The sequence below is a fragment of the Micromonospora sp. NPDC093244 genome, assembly GCF_040683695.1.
GTDB lineage: Bacteria > Actinomycetota > Actinomycetes > Mycobacteriales > Micromonosporaceae > Micromonospora.
Genome location: NZ_JBFBEO010000008.1, coordinates 99567 through 118893, shown reverse-complemented (window position 1 = coordinate 118893; position 19327 = coordinate 99567). Strand labels below are relative to the sequence as shown.

Genomic DNA, 19327 nt, shown 5'->3' with positions numbered 1-19327 from the left:
CGGTCGGCTACTGCTGCTGGACGAGACGGTCGAAGTCGGGCTGCCGGTCGAGTACGCGGTACTTCTGAGCGAGCGTCGCCAGTTGCTCCAGGTCGGCCCGGTCGATTTCCCACCCGAACGCCGGGAGCCGGACGGAGTCCGCTACCGCATCCGGCAGTTCGAGGTTGTCCTTGATGGCCTGCCGTAGGCCGGCCTGGTTGGCCGGGTCGTTGGCCCAGGTGAGCGTCTTCTTCATCGCCGACGAGAAGTCCGCCACCAGCGTGGCGTCGGAGTCCTTCAGCTTGCTCGACGTGATCGTGGTCAGGGTGGTGAGTCCGGGAACGGTGGCCTGGTATGGAGCGACCACGAGAACGTCACCGCGCTTGCGCATCTGGGTGATGAACGGCTCGGTCACCCAGGCGGCGTCGATGTTGCCGGCGGCGAGCTGGGCCGGTGCGTCCGGGAAGGCCACCTCGACGAACTGGACCTTGGTGGGATCGCCGCCGTCCTTCTCGACCGCTGCCATGATCGTGACGTCGCCGGCGGCGCCCAGGCTGTTCACCGACACCTTGCGTCCGGCGAGCTGAGCCGGCCGGGTGATACCCGACTTCGCGGACGCCACCACGGCGTTGATGTCGTCGCCGTCGGCGTAGGACGACGCGTAGTTCCCGATGATCACCACGCCGAGGTTCTGCAGATCGGCGCGGAACGGGCCGAACGGCTGGCCGATGGCGAAGTCGATGTCGCCGTTGATCATGGCCGGGATGGCCTGGGCGCCGCCCTGTGCGGGCACCACCTCCACGTCGAGCCCCTGCTTCCGGAAGATGCCCGCCTTGATGCCGCCCCACAGCGCGGCGGTCTCGCTGATCGGCAGCGCCGCCACGCGGACCTTCCGCAGGTCGCCGCTCGCCTCGGGGGACGGATCGGTGGCATCGGAATCCGTGCAGCCGGTCAGGGCGATCACGACGCCGGCGAGAACAGCGAGGGCAGTGACCTTCTTCATGGACGGGCCCTTCCGTGCGCAGCGCTTGTGCAGCCTGAGGAGTGGGGTCGACGGAGTGCCGTAAGCATCCGACCGCGTCGATCAGCGTCATGCAGCAGCGATTGATTGTCAAGAATTCCCAAAGGGCGAATCGCATAGCGGTGCGAGTGGTCCGATGGTGACGAGAACACGTCTTGACGGTCGACGATTTTGTGACCAAACTGTGCGGTTGGTGGCGCGGGGCGGAGAGGGCGGCGACGTGGCAATCGTGATCGTGGGCGCTGGTATCGGTGGCCTCACCACCGCGCTCAGCCTGCACCGGGCCGGCTTCCGTGAGATCACCGTCTACGAGCGCGCCGCCGCGCTGCGCCCACTCGGCGTCGGAATCAATCTACTCCCGCACGCCGTCCGTGAGCTGACCGAATTGGGTCTCGGGGAACGCATGGAAAGGCTGGGCGCCGCACCCGGCACGCTTGCCTACTACAACCGCTACGGTCAGCAGATCTGGAGCGAGCCACGCGGACTGGACGCCGGATATCGCTGGCCGCAGCTTTCCGTGCACCGCGGCCGGTTCCAGATGGAACTGCTCGCCGTGGTGCGGGAACGGCTGGGCGCGGACGCGGTGCGCACCGGGCACCGGCTCGTCGGCGTCCGCGACGGCGTCGCGCACTTCGAGACGGCGGCGGGGGAGGTGAGCGTCGCTGGCGACCTGATCGTCGGAGCGGACGGCATCCACTCCGCGCTGCGCCGCCAGCATCGGCCCGGCGAGTGGGCGCCACTGTGGAACGGGCTGACACTGTGGCGGGGGACGGCACGGGCACCCGGATTCCTGGACGGGCGAACCATGATCATGGCCGGGGACGCGGAACAGAAGTTCGTGGCGTACCCGATCGGCGCCGGCCTGATCAACGTCGTCGCCGAGCGGCGCGGGCCCGGTTTCGCCGGGCCCAACGCGGACTGGAACCGGACCGTCGACCCCGCGCCGGTCGTCTCGCTCTTCGCGGACTGGCGTTTCCCGTGGCTCAACGTGCCGGAACTGCTGGCCGCCGCCGACGAGATCCTCGAATACCCCATGGTGGACCGCGATCCGATCGACACGTGGACCCACGGGAACACGACACTGCTCGGCGACGCGGCACACCCGATGTATCCGAACGGTTCCAACGGGGCGTCGCAGGCGATCCTGGACGCACGTACCCTCGCCTTCCACCTCGCCACCGCGCCGACGGTCCGGGCGGCGCTCGACGCCTACGAGGCGGACCGGCGGCCCGCGACCACCGCGCTCGTGCTGAGCAACCGGCGGCAGGGCCCGGAACAGGTGATGGTGCTCGCCCACGAGCGCGCGCCGGACGGGTTCACGCACATCCACGACGTCATCCCGCCGGAGGAGCTCACCGCTATCGCCACCGGCTACAAGAAGGCGGCCGGTTTCCTACCCGCCGACCTCAACGAACGGGCCTCCCTGACGCCGACGGCCTTCCCGGGCGTCCTGCCGTGACCGGCCCGGAGCCGACCGAACTGGACGCGGCGCGACTGGCGTCGGTGATCTCACCGCTGCGCCGCACGCTGCTCGCCGCAGCCCGGGCCGCCGAGCACCTGCCGGAGATCCCGGACGCGCAGATCGAGATCGTGCGGGCCCTGCCCCGGGGCACCGTGGCCGGCCCCGGTGAGCTGGCCGAGCGGCTGCGCCTGAGCCGATCCACGGTCAGCAACCTGCTCACCGCGATGGAGGGCAACGGTCTCGTCGAGCGTCGCCCCCGTCCCGGCAACCACCGCCACGTCGACGTCCTCGCCACAGCGAAGGCCCTCGACCTGTTCGACCGCTTCGACCTCGCGAGCGGAGACCTGGTCGCCCGCGCCGCGGCGACCCTGCCGGCGGCGGACCGCACGGCCCTCGCCGCCGCGGTGCCCGCGCTGGAACGCCTCCGCGACGCCCTCGCGCACGCCAAGGACACTCCATGAGTACGCGCCGAGCCGCCGGTCGGGACGCCGTGACTGCCCCGCCGGTTCCCGGGTTGGAGGCCGCGTTCGAGGTGGAGGTGCGGCTGGGCGCGCTGGAGGACCACGGGATGACCCGTGCCGGTCACCGTCGCGTGGTGCCTGTCGTCGGCGGCCGGGTCACCGGTCTCTTCGAGGCCGACATCCTGCCCGGCGGCGCCGACTGGCAGGTGGTCCGCCCCGACGGCGCGATCGAGATCGACACGCGCTACTCGGCGCGTACCGCCGACGGCGGTCACGTCTACCTGCGTACGTTCGGCGTCCGCAGCGGCCGCCCGGAGATCCTCGAAGCGTTGCTGCGCGGCGACGCCGTCGACCCGTCCGAGTACTACTTCCGCCTGGGCGTACGACTGGAGACGTCGGTGCCCGCGCTGGCCGCCCTGGAGCAGTCCGTCTTCGTGGCGTCGGCGATCCGCGAGGCCGATCGGGTGCGCTACACCGCCTACCGCGTCACGTAGCTGTTCCCGCCCAGGGCTGCGACAGGGCGCGCTTGTCGGGCCTGCCGCACCGGGGACCAGGAGGGGACCACACGTCGTGCGCGATGGTGGCCGCGGTCGGCGACAAAGACGTACATCAGGCGGTGATCGGCCGGTGCTGTCCACGGGGGACGCCGGTCGAGCCGCTTAGCTCCGCCAGGAGAGCGTCCACCGCGGGCCGTTGCGGCGTGCCGCCGAGGGCGCGAGTGACTGCGAAGATGCGTCGCTCGGTGACCGGCTCGACCAGTGGCTCCACGTGCACCCCGAGTGGCACGTGGCGCAGCGCCAGCTCCGGCACCAGCGCGGCGCCCAGCCCGGCCGCGACGAGGTCCAGCGTGAGCGCGAAGTCGACGGCACGGTGCCGGATGTCCGGCTCGAAGCCGGCGAGCCGGCAAGCGTGCAATGTGGACCGTAGGCACGGCGTGTGCTCGGCGCTGGCGATCCATGGCACGTCGCTCAGCTCGGTCAGCCGGCCGGTGTGACGACGCCACCGGACCGGGGTGATCAGGTGCATCGGGTCTGTGGTGACCGGATGCCGGTCCAGGTCGTCGACCAGCGGCGCGGGCACGTGGTCGTATTCCTGCAGCACCGCCACATCGAGGGTGCCGGAGCGCAGGTCGAGGCGGCTCTGCTGGTCTTCGGCCTCGATCACCCGCACGTCCAGCTCCGGGTGCTTCGCCCGCAGGCGGGCGGCGGAGGGAGCCACCAGCGCGCCGGCTGCGGACGCGAACGCGCCGACCCGCACCGTACCGTTGACGCCGTTGCGGAGCGCGGCGAGTCCGGCCACCGCCTGCTCCACCGCGCCCAGCACGTTCTTCGCGTGGTTGGCCAGAACCTGGCCGGCCGGGGTGAGGACGATCCCGCGCCCGGCCCGCTCGACAAGCTCGTGCCCGGCCTCTCGGGACAGCTGGACGAGCTGCTGGGAGACCGCCGACGGAGTGACGTGCAGCGCCGCGGCGGCGGCGGTGACGCTGCCGCGCAGCGCGACCTCGTGCAGCACGCGGAGCCGGCGTACATCAAGATCCATGTAGCTACGCTACAGCAGCAATGAAGAACGTTGAACTGGTCCTTAAGCGTCGCCTCGGGCAGCGTGGCCGGCATGAAAGCATCACACCGGCTTCTCGCCCTGCTCGTCGCCGCTATCTGGGGCGTCAACTTCGTCGCCATCGAGATGGGCCTGCGCGACCTGCCGCCGCTCGTGCTGACCGCGCTGCGCTTCGTCGCGGCGGCGGTGCCGCTGGTCTTCCTGGTGCCGCGCCCCAGCGCCCGGCTCCGCTACGTGATCGCTTACGGGCTGGTGCTCGGCGTCCTGAAGTTCGGCGCGCTGTTCACGGCGCTCGCGGCTGGCATGTCGGCCGGTCTGGCCTCGCTGGTGCTGCAGGCACAGGCCCTGATGTCGGTGCTGCTGGCGGCGGCGGTGCTGGGCGAGCGGCCGGCGCGGGCGCAGGTGGCCGGCGTGCTGGTCGGATCGGTCGGGATCGGCTTGCTGGCGATCCACAGCGGCGGCCACGCCTCCGTGATCGGCTTTGTGCTGACGCTGTTCGCGGCGGCCAGTTGGGCCCTGGCAAATTTGGTCATGCGGGCCAGCGACGAGACGCGACCACTCTCGCTGCTGGTCTGGTCGAGCCTGGTGCCGCCGTTGCCGCTGCTCGGCCTGGCCGGCGTTGTCGAGGGCGGACAGGCGGTGCTGGATGCGATCACCGGTCTGTCGTGGCGTGGGCTGCTAGCCGTGGCGTACGTCGCGTACGTGTCGACCCTCGTCGGCTTCGGCATCTGGAACCGGCTGATCGCCCAGTACTCGATCGCGAGAGTGGCGCCGTTCAGCCTCCTGGTGCCGGTCTTCGGGCTCAGCGCGGCGTGGCTGCTGCTCGACGAGCCCGTCGGCCCGACGGAGCTGGCCGCAGCCGCGATCGTCCTCGCCGGGTTGGCGCTGGTGGTACGGGGTTCCACAGCGGACCGCAACAACGCCACGGATGCGAGGGACGGTCGCGAGCCCGAGTATGCCCCGGCCGCGACTGCCTAGTCCGCGGCTACGACACCTCAGCATGCTGGTCGCAATCAAGACGGATGCCGGTACGGCGCTCGACGAGCTCGCATGAGGCTGGTCCCCGCCGACGTGGCCGCAGTCGACGAGTTCGACGAGTGGCTCAGCCCCGGCCGGGCAATGGGATATCTGGACATCCGGAAGATCGAAGATCCGGAGGCTGCCGAGCGGCTCGTGCGTGCGCTGTCCGTGGGCGCCCGCAGGGCCCTGGAGGAGACGCAGGAGCAGGAGCCGACAGACGAGGAATGGTCGAGTTCTACCGTGGCCTCTGCCGGACGGTGGACAAGGCGGTTCGGCTTCCTCGTTTCTCGTGACGTGTCGTCGCGTCACATGGTCGGTCGTTGATTGAGTGATGCCACCGCCGCCGGGTCCGCCGACCCGGCGGGGTGACGGAAAATGGGCGTCCCCTCAGGGGGACGCCCATACGACCCGTAGTCGCCCTGGTGTCGGCACCTCTCGCTGTCGGCATCGACCACGTCGAGCATGAACATCAGCTACTCGCCGCGAGGCAGCGCGGCGTTGACGTCGTCTTGGGCCTGGCGGAGCTGCACGGCCTGATCGTCTACGACCCTCAGGATGGCCGCGGAGAGCCCTCAGCTGTGCTGCGGGATGTCCGTCGTGTACGCCAGCTCGCGGCCCGCCTCCACATCGGAGGTCAGCGCATCGATCCGGGCCTTGGCCAGCGAGTAGGAGTCCGAGCCGAGCAGTTGGTGCAGAGGAGCCTTACCCGAGACCGCCACCTCGATGATGGCGGTTGCGGCTCGGACGGGGTCACCGAGCTGGGTACCCGGCATCGCCAGGTGCGCCTCGGTCATCTCCCGGATCGACTCGTAGCCGGACACGGTGGTCGGCGGCAGGCCAAGGGAGTGCGTACGCAGAAAATCGGTCTGCATGTAGCCGGGCTCCACGAGGTTGACCTGCACGCCGAAATCGCCGACTTCCGCGGCCAGTGACTCGGTCAGCCCTTCGAGGGCGTACTTCCCGGCGCAGTAGAGACCCCAGCCCGGGAAGGAGGTCAGACCGAGGATCGAGGAGATATTGATGATGTGACCGCTGCGCTGGGCGCGCAGGGAGGGCAGCACCGCACGAAGAACGTTCCAGAGCCCGAAGATCTGCACGTCGAACATCTGCCGGGCGTCGGCGTCGGTGACCTCCTCGATGGCGGCGAGGAAGCCGTAGCCGGCGTTGTTCACGACCACGTCGATCGCGCCGAAACGGTCGGTGGTGGAGCGGATCGCCGCCGCGACCGCCGGCTCGTCCGCGAGGTTCAGCTCAAGTGGCAGCAGCCGGGCCCGGTCCACGGACCCCAGGGCCGCGTCGAGACGCTCAGCCGACCTGGTCGTCGCCGCGACGTTGTCACCGCGCTCGAGGAGCTGCTTGACCAACTCCAGGCCGAGGCCCCGGGAGGTGCCCGTGACGAACCAGGTGGCGGGTCGGGTGGTGGGGTACGACATCGGTGTTCTCCTTGTGACTGGAGTGGCAGCGCTGCGCCCTGCCGGAACGCATTTCATGCTGCTGCCGCGCGGGCGAGCCGAACACCTCTGGCCAGGCCCAGCCGTACCTGGGAACGACATGCCCACCCAGCCCCTGGGCGCGGGCCGCCGCGCGCGCCATCATTGGCGACATGGTGCGACGCACAGAACTGGCCGGCTTCCTGCGGAAATGCCGGGCTGACACGGCGCCAGAGGCAGCGGGAATCCTCCCCCTGCCGGGGCGACGCGTCAGCGGCCTGCGCCGGGAGGAGGTGGCTCAGCTCGCCGGGGTGAGCGTCGACTACTACACCCGACTCGAACAGGGTCGCCACAGCAGTCCGTCGGAGGCGGTCATCGACGCGTTGGGCCGTGTCTTCCACCTCGACGCGGCCGCCCGGGCTCACCTTGTCGACCTGGCCCGGCCGGCCCGGCACCGCGCCGGGCAGGTGCCGGGGCAGCGGGTCCGGCCGGCGATGCACCAGATGATCGCCTCGATGGTCGACCACCCGGCCTTCATCGTCGGGCGCCGCACCGACATCCTCGCGTCGAACCTGCTGGCCCGCGCCCTCCTCACCGACTGGACCCAACTGCCACCCCGCGAGCGCAACTACACGCGCTGGGTCCTCCTCGACCCCGGCGCCCGCGAGGTCTACCCCGAATGGGCCACCGTGGCGGCTGACGTCGTGGGCACGCTGCGCCTCTACGCCGGCCGGAACCCCGACGACCCGCAACTCAACGAACTCGTCGGCGAGCTGACCATCAAGAGCCCGCAGTTCCGTACGTGGTGGCACAACCACCGGGTGCACGAGCGGACCCACGGCACCAAGCACATGGTCCACCCCGCCGTGGGACCGATGACCATCCGATACGAGGCGCTGGCACTACCCGGCGACGACGACCAGACGCTCTTCATCTACACCACGGATCCCGGCAGCAGCTCCCACGACAACCTGCGCCTGCTCGCGCTCTGGGCGACACAGCAGCGGTACGTCCCAACGACAGGCGCATCCAAGGCCGCTCCCGCTCAGATCGAGGACAGCCCAACCAGGTCTGCGGGCTCAGCCTGATTCCGACGGGCGTCGATCGCCCTTCGACAACCGTGGCGGACTCCCGTACCCCTCTGCTACCCAGGAACGGGGCCAAGGCAACCCATCCGCTTGCGGGCGTAGGGGCGGAACTCGGCGTGTTCGTGGTGCCGGCGTCGGTGGATCAACCAGACGAGGATGTCGGCGAGCGCGTCCACCGGGGTCGTGATTTCTGCTCGGGCAAGGGCCTGGCCAGCCAGGCCCAGGCGAACCTGAGCCTGGCTGACCAGGCCACGTGTGGCTAGGCGTTGCCGGACCGCGCCCCCGGCAGCGTCCGCTCGGCGGTCAGCGTCATGGCGCCGCCCTTGTAGGACACCCGGAACATGTGGCCGCCCACGTTCAGGACCCGCCGTTCCGGCATGGAGTGGAAGTTGCCCTTGATCGAGGCCCCGCTCAGGATCGTCAGTACCGTGCCCGGGGTGATGGGCGCGCGGACGTCCAGGGTGAGTTCGCCGTCCAGCACCAGGGCACCCGTGGCCCGCACGCTCGTGTAGTCGCGGTCGCCGGAAATGGTGATGGCGAGGCGACCCGCTCGGCTGATGGTCACGTCGCCGCCGACCTTCAGGACGTTGCCCTGCGGAACGTCGGTGAGACTGACGGACAATGCGGACGCCGCTTCCGCGGCCGACAGGCCGGGCTGCAACACGCCGCTGTTGACGCGGATGCTGCCTCCCACGAAACCGCCGCCGCCGAGCGTGCCGCCCTTGACGGCGACCGAGCTTGCGTGCGAGCCGGCGATCGAAAGCTTGCCGCCTTCCACCGTCGTGCCGCCCTCGTAGGTGGCGTGACCCGACATGATCAGCATCCCGGAGCCCTGCTTGGTCAAAGACGCCGTGTAGAGTTTGTTGTCGATGTTGTTCTGAATGAAGGCCGCGCGCGCGTCCATCCATTCCTTACGCCACTTGGTGGCGTCCCCATAGCTGATCTTGTCGTACAGTTCCGGGTGGCCGTTGGTGATGGCTTGGACGTAAGGATCAGCCAGAATGCCCTGAAGCATGAAGGCCTTGTCGCTGAGCTTGCCGTCCGGGCTCAGTACGTTGGGGCTGAATTCACCGGCAAAGGCGATGCCCTGTTTCTTGTAGGTCGCCAGCCACTCCCGATCCTCCCGCTCCCTCTCCTTGATCGCGACCTGGCTGATGTCGTTCGACCAGACGTCCAGGGGCGCCTTGTCCATGTTGTAGGTCATGGGCCCCAGGAACTGGCCGGGGCCATACATGCCCTTGTCCAGATCGGGGATGCCCCAGCCCCAGCGCGCGTCCGGAGTCCCGTCGGGAGCGGTCCAGGCGATGGATGCCCCGGAGGGGGAGGTCTGACCCGTGCCGAGGAACCTCACACCGTCGGACATCTTGTTGTTCGCCGTGGTGAACATCAGATCACGGACCTGCTTGGCGTCCATGTTCGGATAGCGGGAGAGCAGAACGCCCATCACCGCTGTCGCAACGGGCGTCGCCGGAGACGTTCCGCTCGAGTTCGAATAGTTGGTGTCGCCACCGCTGTTCGTGGTCCGAACACTGTTCGACGGAGTGGACACGGTCCACCATTTGGCGAGCCCCGCCTCGTTGTACCCGAATTGCTTCGTGTATTCGGGGTCGGCCGCGGTGGGAGGCTGCACCCCGCCGACGCATACCCACTGCGCCTCCGCCGCAGGATTGAAGAAGGGGTACGCCGGGCGGAAGTACGGGTTGCTCCAGTCGTTGTTGCCGGCCGACCTCACGTTGACGGTACCGCTATCCTTGATAGCGTCCCAGATGGCATCCATGAAGGAGCGCCCGGGGTAGTTCGGGTTGTATTGAATACCGTCTTCCGAATAGCTCTTCTTGAAGAGGAAGTACTGGTACTCCAGGTCCTTCAGATGCTCGTTGGGGATGATGGTCGCCATCGCCGTGGCGCTGGCGCTGTCCTTGCCGCGCAGTTCGTAAGCGTTGGCGAGGTTGCCATTGACCCCAAGGTCGTTACCCAGGCCGTCGAAGCGGCTTCTGTCCAGAGTCTGGACATAAGAGCCCCAACTGCTGTTGATGACCTGGGCGCCTGCGTCAACCAGGGCCTTATTGGCCGTACGCCAGTACACGTAATCGTGGAAGGGGCCGTGGGACTGGGTGTCGGAACCGCCGGTCATGGCGACATACATCGTCGAGCCAAAGGCGATGCCGTGCTGCTCTTTGCCATCGCGAATGCCAGAGGTGACGCCAAGCATGCCGGTTCCGTGACTGTAGTCACTCGTTCGCGCCTGGTCGCCGGCCACAGTGAACCGCTGGCCCGCAGTGAACGGGTTCGACGGGGTTACTGAGTTCCGGTACCCGAAGCCGGACGTTCCGTAGAACCCCTCCGCTCTCACCGGAACGATCAGGCCGGTCTGGAATCCTTCATGGGTAGGCCGGTAGCCCGAATCCATCATGCCCAGCGCGACGCCCTGCCCGCGGTACCCAAGGGCGTAGGCGGTGGACGCGTTTACCGCGACGAGCTGCCACGGGGAGTCGATCGCTGTGCCAGGGTTGGCAGGATTGTGGCCGGTGTAGTAGCCATACTCCGGCGTTTCCCAGCTGGCTTTAGCGGCACCCAGTTCCCCCGGCGTCCTGGCGACAAAACCGGGGTCCCCCGGATACGCCGGTCCGCCAGCTGTACTGCCAGAGGTTGATGTCAGGCCGGTCCTGGGCGATGCCGAGGCGAACCCGGCCGGAAACAAGGCGATGCCTGCGCCGGCAATAAAGGTGCCCCCCACTCGACGTAGTAAATCCCGCCGACTCAAGAAACTCATACTCATCTCCGATTCCTTCCGAAGGGTCGATCTCCGGTGGGCGGGGGCGCAGTACTGCCGCCTTTATCGGGCAGCGAATGTCGTTGGCTTTGTTCGGGATCCAGACTGCCGCGCGAGCCGACGCATGGACGTCGGGACGGCGAACCGGAACTCTCCCGCAAGTCGGCCTCCCCTATATGGACACCAAATTAGACTGCGGCAGATGCCCCTCGTCAAGGGGTCAACATCGGCCCCGCGTGAACGGTTAAGCGACGATCTATATCGATATGAATAACTGCCATGCATCGGGTCACGGGTTGACTCCGTGGAGGTGGTGTGCGACTTGTCCGTGATGGACTGATTGCGCAGATGGGAGGCAGCCGCCGCGCGATCCCTCGAGACGGCGAAGTCGGGCGGAGGAGTGTGCTGCGCGAAGGATGAGTTCCCGCTCAGAGGACCGCCGGCTTGCGGGCCCGACGAGCGGCAGTCCGGAAGACGACGGATACTCGGCTGATGACTGGACCGGATCTCGACCCCGATCAGTATCCCCCCATCGACCCGCGTGAACCGGTGCCCGACGACGCGAGCGTCCTTCTGCCTGGCGCGCCGGACGAACTGCCCGAAGCCCCGGCCGAACCGAGGCTGGACGACGGTGGCAACGCCGGCGGCGTGCGCGAGCCGGCATAGATCCGTCCGCGCCTGGATCGACCGTGCCCACACCGTCGGATACCCAGAACTCCGCGGCTTCGCCAGCGGTCTGTCCTGGCGGCTGCAAGCGGTAACCGCCGCGCCCCGGGCCTCTCAGTGGGTGCCGGGGGTGTGGCGTTCCTCGGCGCAGAGCGCATCCAGTCGTTGCAGCGTCTCGGTCATGCTGGTGAGCCAGATGCGGCCGCCGTCCATCGACTCCCGCCGGTCCTCGGGCACATGGGAACAGTCATAGATCTCGGTCACGACTGTCGCGTCCGGCCCATCAGGGGTCAGCTCGTAGGTCCACCGGTGACCCCAACGCCTGGGCGTCGTGCTGCCGGGTGCGGTGTCCGGGTGGCCCCGGCCAGGTTCGGGCCTCCAGCCGATGCGGCGGTCCACCTCGTACTCGATGACGTGGTTGTCCATCTCGTAGTCGCCGTACGGCGGGTAGTGCATTTTCATCACGAACACGTCGCCGACGGCCGAGACGACCTGGTCCGAGACGGCGCCCCGCAGCATTCCGGAGCCGTCGATGTCGTTGTGTCGCCGTGGATCCGCGAGGATCCGGAAGATGTCTGCCGCCGGCGCGGCGATCCGCCGGGACACCGACACGAGCCCGCGATCGGACACTGCGCGCTGCATCTCGGCGAGCCGTTCGGCGAGGAAGGCGCGTTCGACGCCGTTGTCGGTGAGGGTCATCGCCTCGTGGTACGCGTCGGACGCCTCTGCCCACCTGTGGAGTTGCCGCAGGAAGTCGGCGCGGGCGGCGCTGAGGTAGCCGTAGGTGGCCAGCACCGGCTCGGCGAGCAGCGGTGTCAGCGCGTCCAGGCCGGCCTGCGGGCCGTCGCGCATCCCCACCGCCACGGCTCGGTTGAGTTCGACCACGGGGGAGGGCCAGAGGTTGAGCAGAACGTCGTACAGTCCGACGATCTCCACCCAGTCGGTTTCCTGCCAGGTCGGCGCCTCGGTGTGCACGGCGGCGATCGCGGCTTCGACGGCGTACCGCGTCGGCGGCTGGCGGTGCAGCGCACCGGTCAGCAGCGCGACGCCCTCGCTGATCAGTTGGGTGTCCCAGCGCCCGCGGTCCTGCTCGGAGAGCAGTTGGAGCCGCCCGGTGGCGGACAGGCGGCTGTCGGCGCGCGCGTGGACGAGCAGCAGCAGCGCCAGTAGGGCACTGATCTCGGCGTCGTTCGGCATGAGCAGGTGCAGCATCCGGGCGAGGCCGATGGCGCTGTCCACGAGGTCCCGCCGGACGAGCTGCGCGCCGGTTGGCGCCGTGTGGCCGGTCGTGAAGATCAGATGAATGACCTCCAGTACGGCGTTGACGCGTGCGGCAAGGTGGTCGGGTGACGGCACGCGGTACGGGATACGGGCGTTGGTGATCTTCTTCTTGGCCCGGGTGATCCGCGCGGCCATGGTGGGCTCCGGCACCAGGAATGCGCGGGCCACCTCGGCCGTGGACAGGCCGCACACGAGCCGCAGCGTCAGCGCGACCTGGGCGTCACGGGACAGGGCCGGGTGACAGCAGGTGAACACGAGCCGCAGGCGGTCGTCGTCGAGACCGTCCTCGGGCCCGGCCACCACCTGATCGGGTACGAGCAGCGGTAGGGCTCGGCGCATCGCCGACTCCCGCCGCAGCACATCCCGTGCCCGGTTGCGAGCGGCTGTCGTGAGCCACGCGCCGGGGCGATCGGGGACGCCGATCTGCGGCCAGGTCCGCAGCGCCTGGGCGTAGGCGTCCTGGGTGCACTCCTCGGCGAGGTCGAGATCGCGGGTCAGGCGTGCCGTCGCCGCCAACACGTGCGCCCAGTCGCGGCGGTGCGCCTGCGCGACCGCCGCGACGACCTCGGCGCTCATCCGTGCTCGACAACCGGACGGATCTCCACCCCGCTGTGCCCGGCGGAGACCTCGTAGAGCTGCGAAGCCAGCTCGATCACCTCGTCGAGGTCCGCTGCTTCGATCAGGTAGTAGCCGCCCACCGCCTCCTTGGTCTCCAGGAACGGGCCGTCGGTGATGGCCAGTCGACCGGCCGGGTCCGTGCGCAGGGTGGTCGCGATGGTCGCCGGCTCGAGTTGCCGGCCGTCGAGGATGGCCGGGCCGGCCTCGGTGGCGAAGGCGCGGTGGGCCTCGTCGCGCTTCTGTAACTCCGGCGGTGACATCGCGGCCCACTGCCGCTCGTCGCCGTGGATGAGGATCAGATACTTCGCCATGTCCCGTGTCCCGTCGTCTGGAGCCCGGTCGGACCCACCTACCTTTCCGACGAGTCAGCCTGGTCGTCTATCGACAGCCGAGCAAACATTCTTGGTACGGGAAGATGCGCCACCGCCCCTACGGACCAGGGGCAGGTCGGTAGAAATGCGCTTCTGACAGCGCTCAGGGGGTTTGTAGTCGCTGCGTGATGAACAGGGCGGCGCGGTCCAGGGCATGGTCGGCTTCGTCGAGCTGGCCGATGAAGGACTGGAAGACGTGCGGAACGCCCGCGGTGATGTCGAGGATGACGTCGACCTCGGCGTCGCGGGCGCGTTTCGCGAGCCGGACCGAGTCGTCGAGCAGCAGTTCGTTCGTGCCGACCTGCAGCAGGATCGGCGGGAAACCGGTCAGGTCGGCGAGCACGGCGGGCGCGGCGCGATCGGGGTCGGAGCGACGAGCAAGGGTGTGGGACGGCTCGAGGCCCGAGCCTGGGTACGGCGGGTGCCGAACCCCGCAGACGGCCGTTCATTGCTGTTGGAGTTGACCCCACAGGGCGCGGAAGTCGTTGATGACGCCGAAGACACCTTTCAGGAACACCTGGCCACTCACATCGGCCTGTCGATCGCCCCGGCCCAGATCGCGGAACTCGGTCGAACGCTGACACGGCTGCGCGCCACCATGGAGCGCGGCGGGGTCGGCACGCCCGTCGGCTGAAGACCACGACAAGGCACTGCCGGGTAGGCCGCCGTCACAACGGACGCGACCACAGGGGTCCGGAGCGAAATGTGCTGCGCCGAAACGGATTTCCGGCGCCTTGACCGCTCACGACGCATCGCCGGCCGCTAGTCCCACTTCAGGGGCGGCCAGGGTGGTGGCAGGGTCATGCGGCGTTACGCCACTTGCGGCCGTGCCTGCCAATGAGCCGGTCGGCGTCGGTCGGCCCCCAGGAGGCGGCCTCGTACGTGGGGATCGGCGAGTTGTCCTTCTCCCAGTTGTCGATGATCGGGTCGACGATCCGCCAGCACTGCTGCACCTCGTCGCTGCGGATGAACAGCGATGCGTCACCGACCAGCGCGTCCAGCAGCAGACGCTCGTACGCCTCCGGGGACTCCTCGGCGAACGTCTGGTCGTAGGAGAATTCCATAGTGGCGGTGCGGACCCGGAAGGAGTGGCCCGGCACTTTGGCACCGAAGCGCAGCGAGATGCCTTCGTTCGGCTGGATCCGCAGGATCAGCGCGTCAGCGTCGAGGCCGGTGAGCTGGTCGGTCGGGATCGGCAGGTGCGGCGGCCGCTGGAACTGCAGTGCCACCTCGGTGAGCCGGGCCGGCAGGCGCTTGCCGGTGCGAACGTAGAACGGCACCCCGGCCCAACGCCAGTTGTCCACGTTGAGCCGCATGGCGGCGTAGGTCTCGGTACGCGACAGGGGGTCGACGCCGGCTTCCTCGCGGTAGCCGGCCATCAGGTCCTCGCGGGTGCCGCCCCGGGTGTACTGTCCCCGGACCGCCGCCTCGGCGATGTCCCGGTCGGTGGGGAGCCGGATCGCCTGCAGCAGCTTCACCTTCTCGTTGCGCAGACCCTCAGCCTCGAATGAGGCCGGTGGCTCCATCAGTGCCAGCGCGAGGACCTGGAGCACGTGGTTCTGCACGATGTCCCGCATCGCGCCCGCGTCCTCGTAGAAGCCGCCGCGGCTGCCGACGCCGAGGGTCTCGGCGACGGTGATCTGCACGTGGTCGACCCACGAGCGATCCCAGATGGGCTGGAAGATCGAGTTCGCGAAGCGCAACGCCAGCACGTTCTGGACGGTGTCCTTGCCCAGATAGTGATCGATGCGGAAGACCTGGTGCTCGTCGAACGCGCTGTGCACGACGCCGTCCAGCTCGCGGGCCGTGACCAGGTCGCGCCCGTACGGTTTCTCGATGACCAGGCGGGAGAAGGAGCCTTCGCGTGGCTGGTTGAGCCCGACACCCGCCAGCCCGTTGATCACCGGTTCGAAGGCCCCGGCCGGGGTGGACAGGTAGAAGAGCCGGTTGCCGGACGTGCCCCGCTGTGCGTCCAGCTCGTCGAGGGTCTCCACGAGCCGCTTGTAGGTCTCCGGGTCGTCGTAGCCGCCGGCCACGTACCGCACGCCGCCCTGGAGCTGGCGCTTGCTGGTGAGGGTGCGGTCGCCGAGGACGCTCTCGGCGAACTGCTCGTCGGTCATCGACGTGCGCGCGACGCCGACCAGCGCGAACTGGTCCGGGAGCCGCTCGTGGCGAGCCAGGCTCTCGACTGCGGGCAGCAACTTACGCCGGGTCAGGTCACCGGAGGCACCGAAGATCACCAGCGTGGCCGGCGGGGCACTCCGCTCCTGGATGAGCTGAGATGCGTGGTCCATGGTCTGCGTTCCTCCGGGCACAAGGGGTGTGGGTCGAGGGCTGCTGTCATGCCAGGAAATTGTGCGGGGGTTAGCGGTAGTGGCCGGGGCCGCGCGGCGTGGCCCTGTTGGTCGCGGAGCTTGAGCCTCGCACGCCGGGCTCACGGGTAGGCAACTCGGTGACGATCCGGTGTGGTCCGCCGGCGTACGAGGTGGTGACACGAATGATCGTGGCCAGGCAACCCGCGAAGGTCAATGGGCTCGCCGACGGCGACGCCGGGATCGCCAGGCTGCGGCTGCGGCGTGGCGACGGCCGGCGTCGAGGCGATGGTGGCGGCCCGGGGAGAGATGATCAGGTCCGGTGACGTCGACGTGATCCTCAGCAAGGTGGAGGACGGCTCGATCCAGTTGGGTGACTGACCTGCTACCGCTCGGCGCCGACGTGGAGGTCGTCGCCGTGGCCGCGCCGCGCGACCGGCTCGCGCACGCCGCCGCCGGGCTGGTCGTCCTCTACCGCCGGCCGTCGGGCTGACGCGCGGCGCAGCACGGCGGCACCGGCGACCGCGCCGAGGGCCTGGCAGGCGGCGACGCCGAGCAGCAGGACGGCCGCGCCAGCACCGGTGGTGGCGCCGGCGAGCGCCGCGCCGCCTGCCGCGGCGGTGGTCTTCAGGCCGGCGCCGAGGGTGAAGACCTGGGTGTGCACCGCCGGTGGCGCCTCCTGGTCACGTACTGCCAGCACGCTGCAGAACAGCGGCCCGCTCAGGACGCCGACCAGGGCGAAGAGCGGCAGCGTGGCCCAGACCGTCGGCATGGCCGGTACGAGCGCGAACGGCACCGCGGTGGCGAGCAGGCTGACCAGGACCACCCGTTCGGGCGGCTGCGAGCGGATCGGGTAGCGGGCCCACCAGAGCGAGCCGACCAGCCCGCCGGCCGACGCCACCGCCAGGAACAGCCCGGTGTACGACGGGTGCCGGAACTGGCCGGCGAGCAGCGCCGCGGCCACCGGCAGGGCCCCGATGCCCAGGTAGCCGATGCTGCTGGCCAGGGTCACGGCGCCGAGCCGGCGCCGCCGCCACAGCAGCGGCACGGCGGCCAGCGGCGTGGCCCGTCCGGCGCCGTCGGGGCGATGGGCGCGCGCCGGCCGGTCCCGGATGGGCAGCGTCGACAGCACCAGGACGCCGGCGGCCACCAGCGCGACCAGCACCGCCGTCGCGGCGGTCGCCCCGGCGAACCCGGCGGTGACCGCCGCGATCCCCGGCCCGGCGATGCCGGCCAGGTTGTAGGACATCGCGTCGAGGCCGAACGCCTTTTCCAGCCGGTCGGGTACCAGGTCGCGCAGGAGGCTGGTCAGCCCGCCCAGCATGACCGGTGCGAGACTGCCGGCCAGCACCACGAGGGCGACCGACAGCGGCCGGGAGGCGGTCGCCAGGGCCACCGCGGCGAGCAGTGCGCCGCCGTACCCGAGCAGGGCCAGGAGGTAGAAGAGGCGGCGGCGGCGGACCCCGTCGGCGATCGCGCCCACCACCGGCCCGGCGACGACGTGGGGGATCATCAGCGCCGCCACGAGCACCCCGCCGTAGGCGGCACTGCCGGTCCGCTCCATGGCCAGCAGCACCAGGGCCACGCGGGCTCCCTCGTCCGCCAGCCGCACCAGCACCGCTCCGGCGGCGTACCGCCCGAGCACCCCCCGCGCCCGCGCCCCGTCCCCACCCGTCACCACCCCACCCCCCTACCCACCCGCCTCCCCGCGCACGCCCCGCGTCGATCAAAGGGCTCGCGTCGGTGTCGACCTCCTCGGCGAACGGGCTGGAGGCGTGTGGTAACCGGGGTCAGGGGAGGGTCTGGCGGGCGGCGCCGAGGGTGGCGAGGGCACGCTCGATGTGGTGGGGCGGGTTGGCGGCGTAGCCGAGGACGAGGCCGGGTGGTTGCGGGCGCTGGGCGTGCCAGGACAGCGGCTGCACCTTGACGCCCCGGCGCAGGGCCGCCGCGGCCAGTGCCGTGTCGTCGAGGTCGCCGGGGAGGGTGACCAGCAGGTGCAGGCCGGCGGCAGCGCCGTGTACCACCGCCCCGGGCAGGTGGGCGCGGACCGCCCGGATCATCGCGTCCCGGCGGCGTACGTGCCGGTGGCGCAGCAGTCGCAGGTGGCGTTCCAGCGCCCCGGAGGCCATCAGCTCGGCCAGGACGAGCTGCGGAAGGGCGGCGTTGCCGAGATCCGCCATCCGCTTGACCGCGACCAGGTCGGCGTGCAGCCGCGGCGGGACCAGCACCCAGCCGATCCGTAGCGCCGGGGCCAGCAGTTTGGAGACGCTGCCGGTGTAGCAGACCCGGTCGGGCAGCATGCCGCGCAGCGCCGGCACCGGCGGGCGGTCGTAGCGGTGTTCCGCGTCGTAGTCGTCCTCGATGACCAGGCCGCCCCGCTCGGCCCAGCGCAGCAGCGCCCGCCGCCGGTCGCCGTCGAGCACCACTCCGGTCGGGAACTGGTGCGCGGGGGTCAGCATCACCGCCGGGGCGCCGCCGGCCGCCAGCTCGTCGACCCGCAGGCCCTGGGCGTCGACCGCCACCGGCGGGGTGTCCAGCCGCCAGTTGTTCAGGTGCTGGCGTACGCCGAGCGAGCCGGGGTCCTCCACTGCCACAGTGGACACGCCGTCGGCGTGCAGCAGCTGGGCGAGCAGGCCCAGCGCCTGGGACACCCCGGCCACCACCACCACTTCGGCCGGGTCCACCCGGATGCCCCGGTTGCGGGCCAGCCAGGTGGCGACAGCGAACCGCAGCGCGGGTGTGCCGGACGGGTCGCCGTACCCGAAGTCGGCGGGCGCCAGGCGGTGCAGCACCGCGCGTTCGGCGCGCAGCCAGGCCGCGCGGGGAAAGGCCGCCAGATCGGGTACGCCGGGCGTCAGGTCCAGCTCGGCCGGGGCGGTGCGCAGCGCGTCGAAGACCGTGGTGTCCGGCCGGTCGGCGAACACCTCCGGCGGGCGGCGGGGTGCGGGCGCACGGTGGACCACGGCGGCCGGCGTGGCCACCACGACGGTGCCGGCCCGGCCCCGGCCGACCACGTGCCCATCCTCGGTCAGCCGTTGGTACGCCTCCGTCACCACGCCCCGGGAGACGCCCAGCTCGACCGCGAGCACCCGGCTGGCGGGCAACCGGGCGCCCACCGGCACCCGCCCGTCGGCGATCGCGGCGCGTAGCCGCCCGGCCAGCCAGGCGGCGCGGCCACCGGGCGGGGCCTCGCCGACGTCCAACTGGAGGAAGTCGGCACCGGCCGTTATGGACCCGCGTACGTCGCCTTGTTTGGCCCTGTCCACGGGACCATTATGGCCGCAGGCT

General features: G+C 70.1%; 18 protein-coding genes. 8 read left to right on the top strand and 10 right to left on the bottom strand.

The window, feature by feature from the left end; genetic code table 11:
- Positions 1 to 7: 7 nt before the first annotated feature.
- Positions 8 to 982 (bottom strand): ABC transporter substrate-binding protein, encoded by a 975-nt coding sequence (locus AB0N27_RS27840; RefSeq protein ID WP_364375940.1) that lies wholly within the window; start codon positions 980 to 982, stop codon positions 8 to 10.
- 238 nt (positions 983 to 1220) lie between these two features.
- Here AB0N27_RS27840 and AB0N27_RS27835 point away from each other — a divergent pair, with 238 nt between their 5' ends.
- The 3 genes from AB0N27_RS27835 to AB0N27_RS27825 are packed head-to-tail and all read left to right on the top strand — an operon-like array spanning position 1221 to position 3417.
- Positions 1221 to 2459 (top strand): flavin-dependent oxidoreductase, encoded by a 1239-nt coding sequence (locus AB0N27_RS27835; RefSeq protein ID WP_364375937.1) that lies wholly within the window; start codon positions 1221 to 1223, stop codon positions 2457 to 2459.
- Positions 2456 to 2923 (top strand): MarR family transcriptional regulator, encoded by a 468-nt coding sequence (locus AB0N27_RS27830; protein ID WP_364375934.1) that lies wholly within the window; start codon positions 2456 to 2458, stop codon positions 2921 to 2923. Before AB0N27_RS27835 ends, AB0N27_RS27830 begins: the two co-directional genes overlap by 4 nt.
- Positions 2920 to 3417 carry a DUF3237 domain-containing protein gene (locus tag AB0N27_RS27825; protein ID WP_364375931.1) on the top strand — a complete coding sequence of 166 codons (498 nt, stop codon included), beginning with the start codon at positions 2920 to 2922 and terminating at the stop codon, positions 3415 to 3417. Before AB0N27_RS27830 ends, AB0N27_RS27825 begins: the two co-directional genes overlap by 4 nt.
- 115 nt (positions 3418 to 3532) lie before the next feature.
- Here AB0N27_RS27825 and AB0N27_RS27820 read toward each other — a convergent pair whose 3' ends face one another.
- Complete coding sequence (locus AB0N27_RS27820) at positions 3533 to 4462, bottom strand: LysR substrate-binding domain-containing protein (RefSeq protein ID WP_364375928.1); 930 nt, start codon at positions 4460 to 4462, stop codon at positions 3533 to 3535.
- 72 nt (positions 4463 to 4534) lie between these two features.
- On the opposite strand from AB0N27_RS27820, the gene AB0N27_RS27815 reads away from it, so the two are divergent.
- Positions 4535 to 5458 (top strand): EamA family transporter, encoded by a 924-nt coding sequence (locus tag AB0N27_RS27815; RefSeq protein ID WP_364375925.1) that lies wholly within the window; start codon positions 4535 to 4537, stop codon positions 5456 to 5458.
- Positions 5459 to 5530: 72 nt separating this feature from the next.
- Positions 5531 to 5824 (top strand): hypothetical protein, encoded by a 294-nt coding sequence (locus AB0N27_RS27810; protein ID WP_364375922.1) that lies wholly within the window; start codon positions 5531 to 5533, stop codon positions 5822 to 5824.
- 248 nt (positions 5825 to 6072) lie between these two features.
- Here the strand turns inward: AB0N27_RS27810 and AB0N27_RS27805 are convergent, their stop codons facing one another.
- On the bottom strand, positions 6073 to 6933 hold the full coding sequence (locus AB0N27_RS27805; protein ID WP_364375920.1) for an SDR family NAD(P)-dependent oxidoreductase: 861 nt from the start codon (positions 6931 to 6933) through the stop codon (positions 6073 to 6075).
- 170 nt (positions 6934 to 7103) lie between these two features.
- Between AB0N27_RS27805 and AB0N27_RS27800 the strand changes: the two genes are divergently transcribed.
- Positions 7104 to 8018: a helix-turn-helix transcriptional regulator gene (locus AB0N27_RS27800; RefSeq protein ID WP_364375917.1), complete on the top strand. Its 915-nt coding sequence runs from the start codon at positions 7104 to 7106 to the stop codon at positions 8016 to 8018.
- 259 nt (positions 8019 to 8277) lie between these two features.
- Here AB0N27_RS27800 and AB0N27_RS27795 read toward each other — a convergent pair whose 3' ends face one another.
- Complete coding sequence (locus AB0N27_RS27795) at positions 8278 to 10797, bottom strand: S8 family serine peptidase (RefSeq protein WP_364375914.1); 2520 nt, start codon at positions 10795 to 10797, stop codon at positions 8278 to 8280.
- 486 nt (positions 10798 to 11283) lie between these two features.
- Here AB0N27_RS27795 and AB0N27_RS27790 point away from each other — a divergent pair, with 486 nt between their 5' ends.
- The gene (locus AB0N27_RS27790) at positions 11284 to 11457 is read left to right on the top strand and encodes a hypothetical protein (protein ID WP_364375911.1); all 174 of its coding nucleotides are present in this window, start codon (positions 11284 to 11286) and stop codon (positions 11455 to 11457) included.
- A gap of 114 nt (positions 11458 to 11571) precedes the next feature.
- Here AB0N27_RS27790 and AB0N27_RS27785 read toward each other — a convergent pair whose 3' ends face one another.
- From AB0N27_RS27785 to AB0N27_RS27775, 3 genes are all read right to left on the bottom strand, one after another.
- A complete protein-coding gene (locus AB0N27_RS27785; protein ID WP_364375908.1) occupies positions 11572 to 13314 on the bottom strand; it encodes a sigma-70 family RNA polymerase sigma factor in 1743 nt (580 codons plus the stop codon).
- Positions 13311 to 13667, bottom strand: coding sequence for a YciI family protein (locus tag AB0N27_RS27780; protein WP_364375905.1), 357 nt, complete (start codon positions 13665 to 13667; stop codon positions 13311 to 13313). The genes AB0N27_RS27785 and AB0N27_RS27780 overlap by 4 nt, the downstream gene beginning before the upstream one ends.
- A 163-nt stretch (positions 13668 to 13830) precedes the next feature.
- A complete protein-coding gene (locus AB0N27_RS27775; protein ID WP_364375902.1) occupies positions 13831 to 14070 on the bottom strand; it encodes an alpha/beta hydrolase fold domain-containing protein in 240 nt (79 codons plus the stop codon).
- Between the two features lie 78 nt (positions 14071 to 14148).
- On the opposite strand from AB0N27_RS27775, the gene AB0N27_RS27770 reads away from it, so the two are divergent.
- Entirely contained in the window at positions 14149 to 14361 is a 213-nt protein-coding gene (locus AB0N27_RS27770) for a hypothetical protein (protein ID WP_364375899.1), read from the top strand.
- A 166-nt stretch (positions 14362 to 14527) separates the two neighbouring features.
- Here the strand turns inward: AB0N27_RS27770 and zwf are convergent, their stop codons facing one another.
- The 3 genes from zwf to AB0N27_RS27755 all read right to left on the bottom strand — a co-directional run bounded on the left by zwf (position 14528) and on the right by AB0N27_RS27755 (position 19305).
- Complete coding sequence (gene zwf / locus AB0N27_RS27765) at positions 14528 to 16021, bottom strand: glucose-6-phosphate dehydrogenase (RefSeq protein ID WP_364375896.1); 1494 nt, start codon at positions 16019 to 16021, stop codon at positions 14528 to 14530.
- Between the two features lie 403 nt (positions 16022 to 16424).
- Positions 16425 to 17717, bottom strand: a complete 1293-nt coding sequence (locus AB0N27_RS27760) for an MFS transporter (RefSeq protein ID WP_364375893.1) — start codon at positions 17715 to 17717, stop codon at positions 16425 to 16427.
- Positions 17718 to 17829: 112 nt separating this feature from the next.
- The gene (locus tag AB0N27_RS27755; protein WP_364375890.1) at positions 17830 to 19305 is read right to left on the bottom strand and encodes a PLP-dependent aminotransferase family protein; all 1476 of its coding nucleotides are present in this window, start codon (positions 19303 to 19305) and stop codon (positions 17830 to 17832) included.
- Between the last annotated feature and the right edge of the window lie 22 nt (positions 19306 to 19327).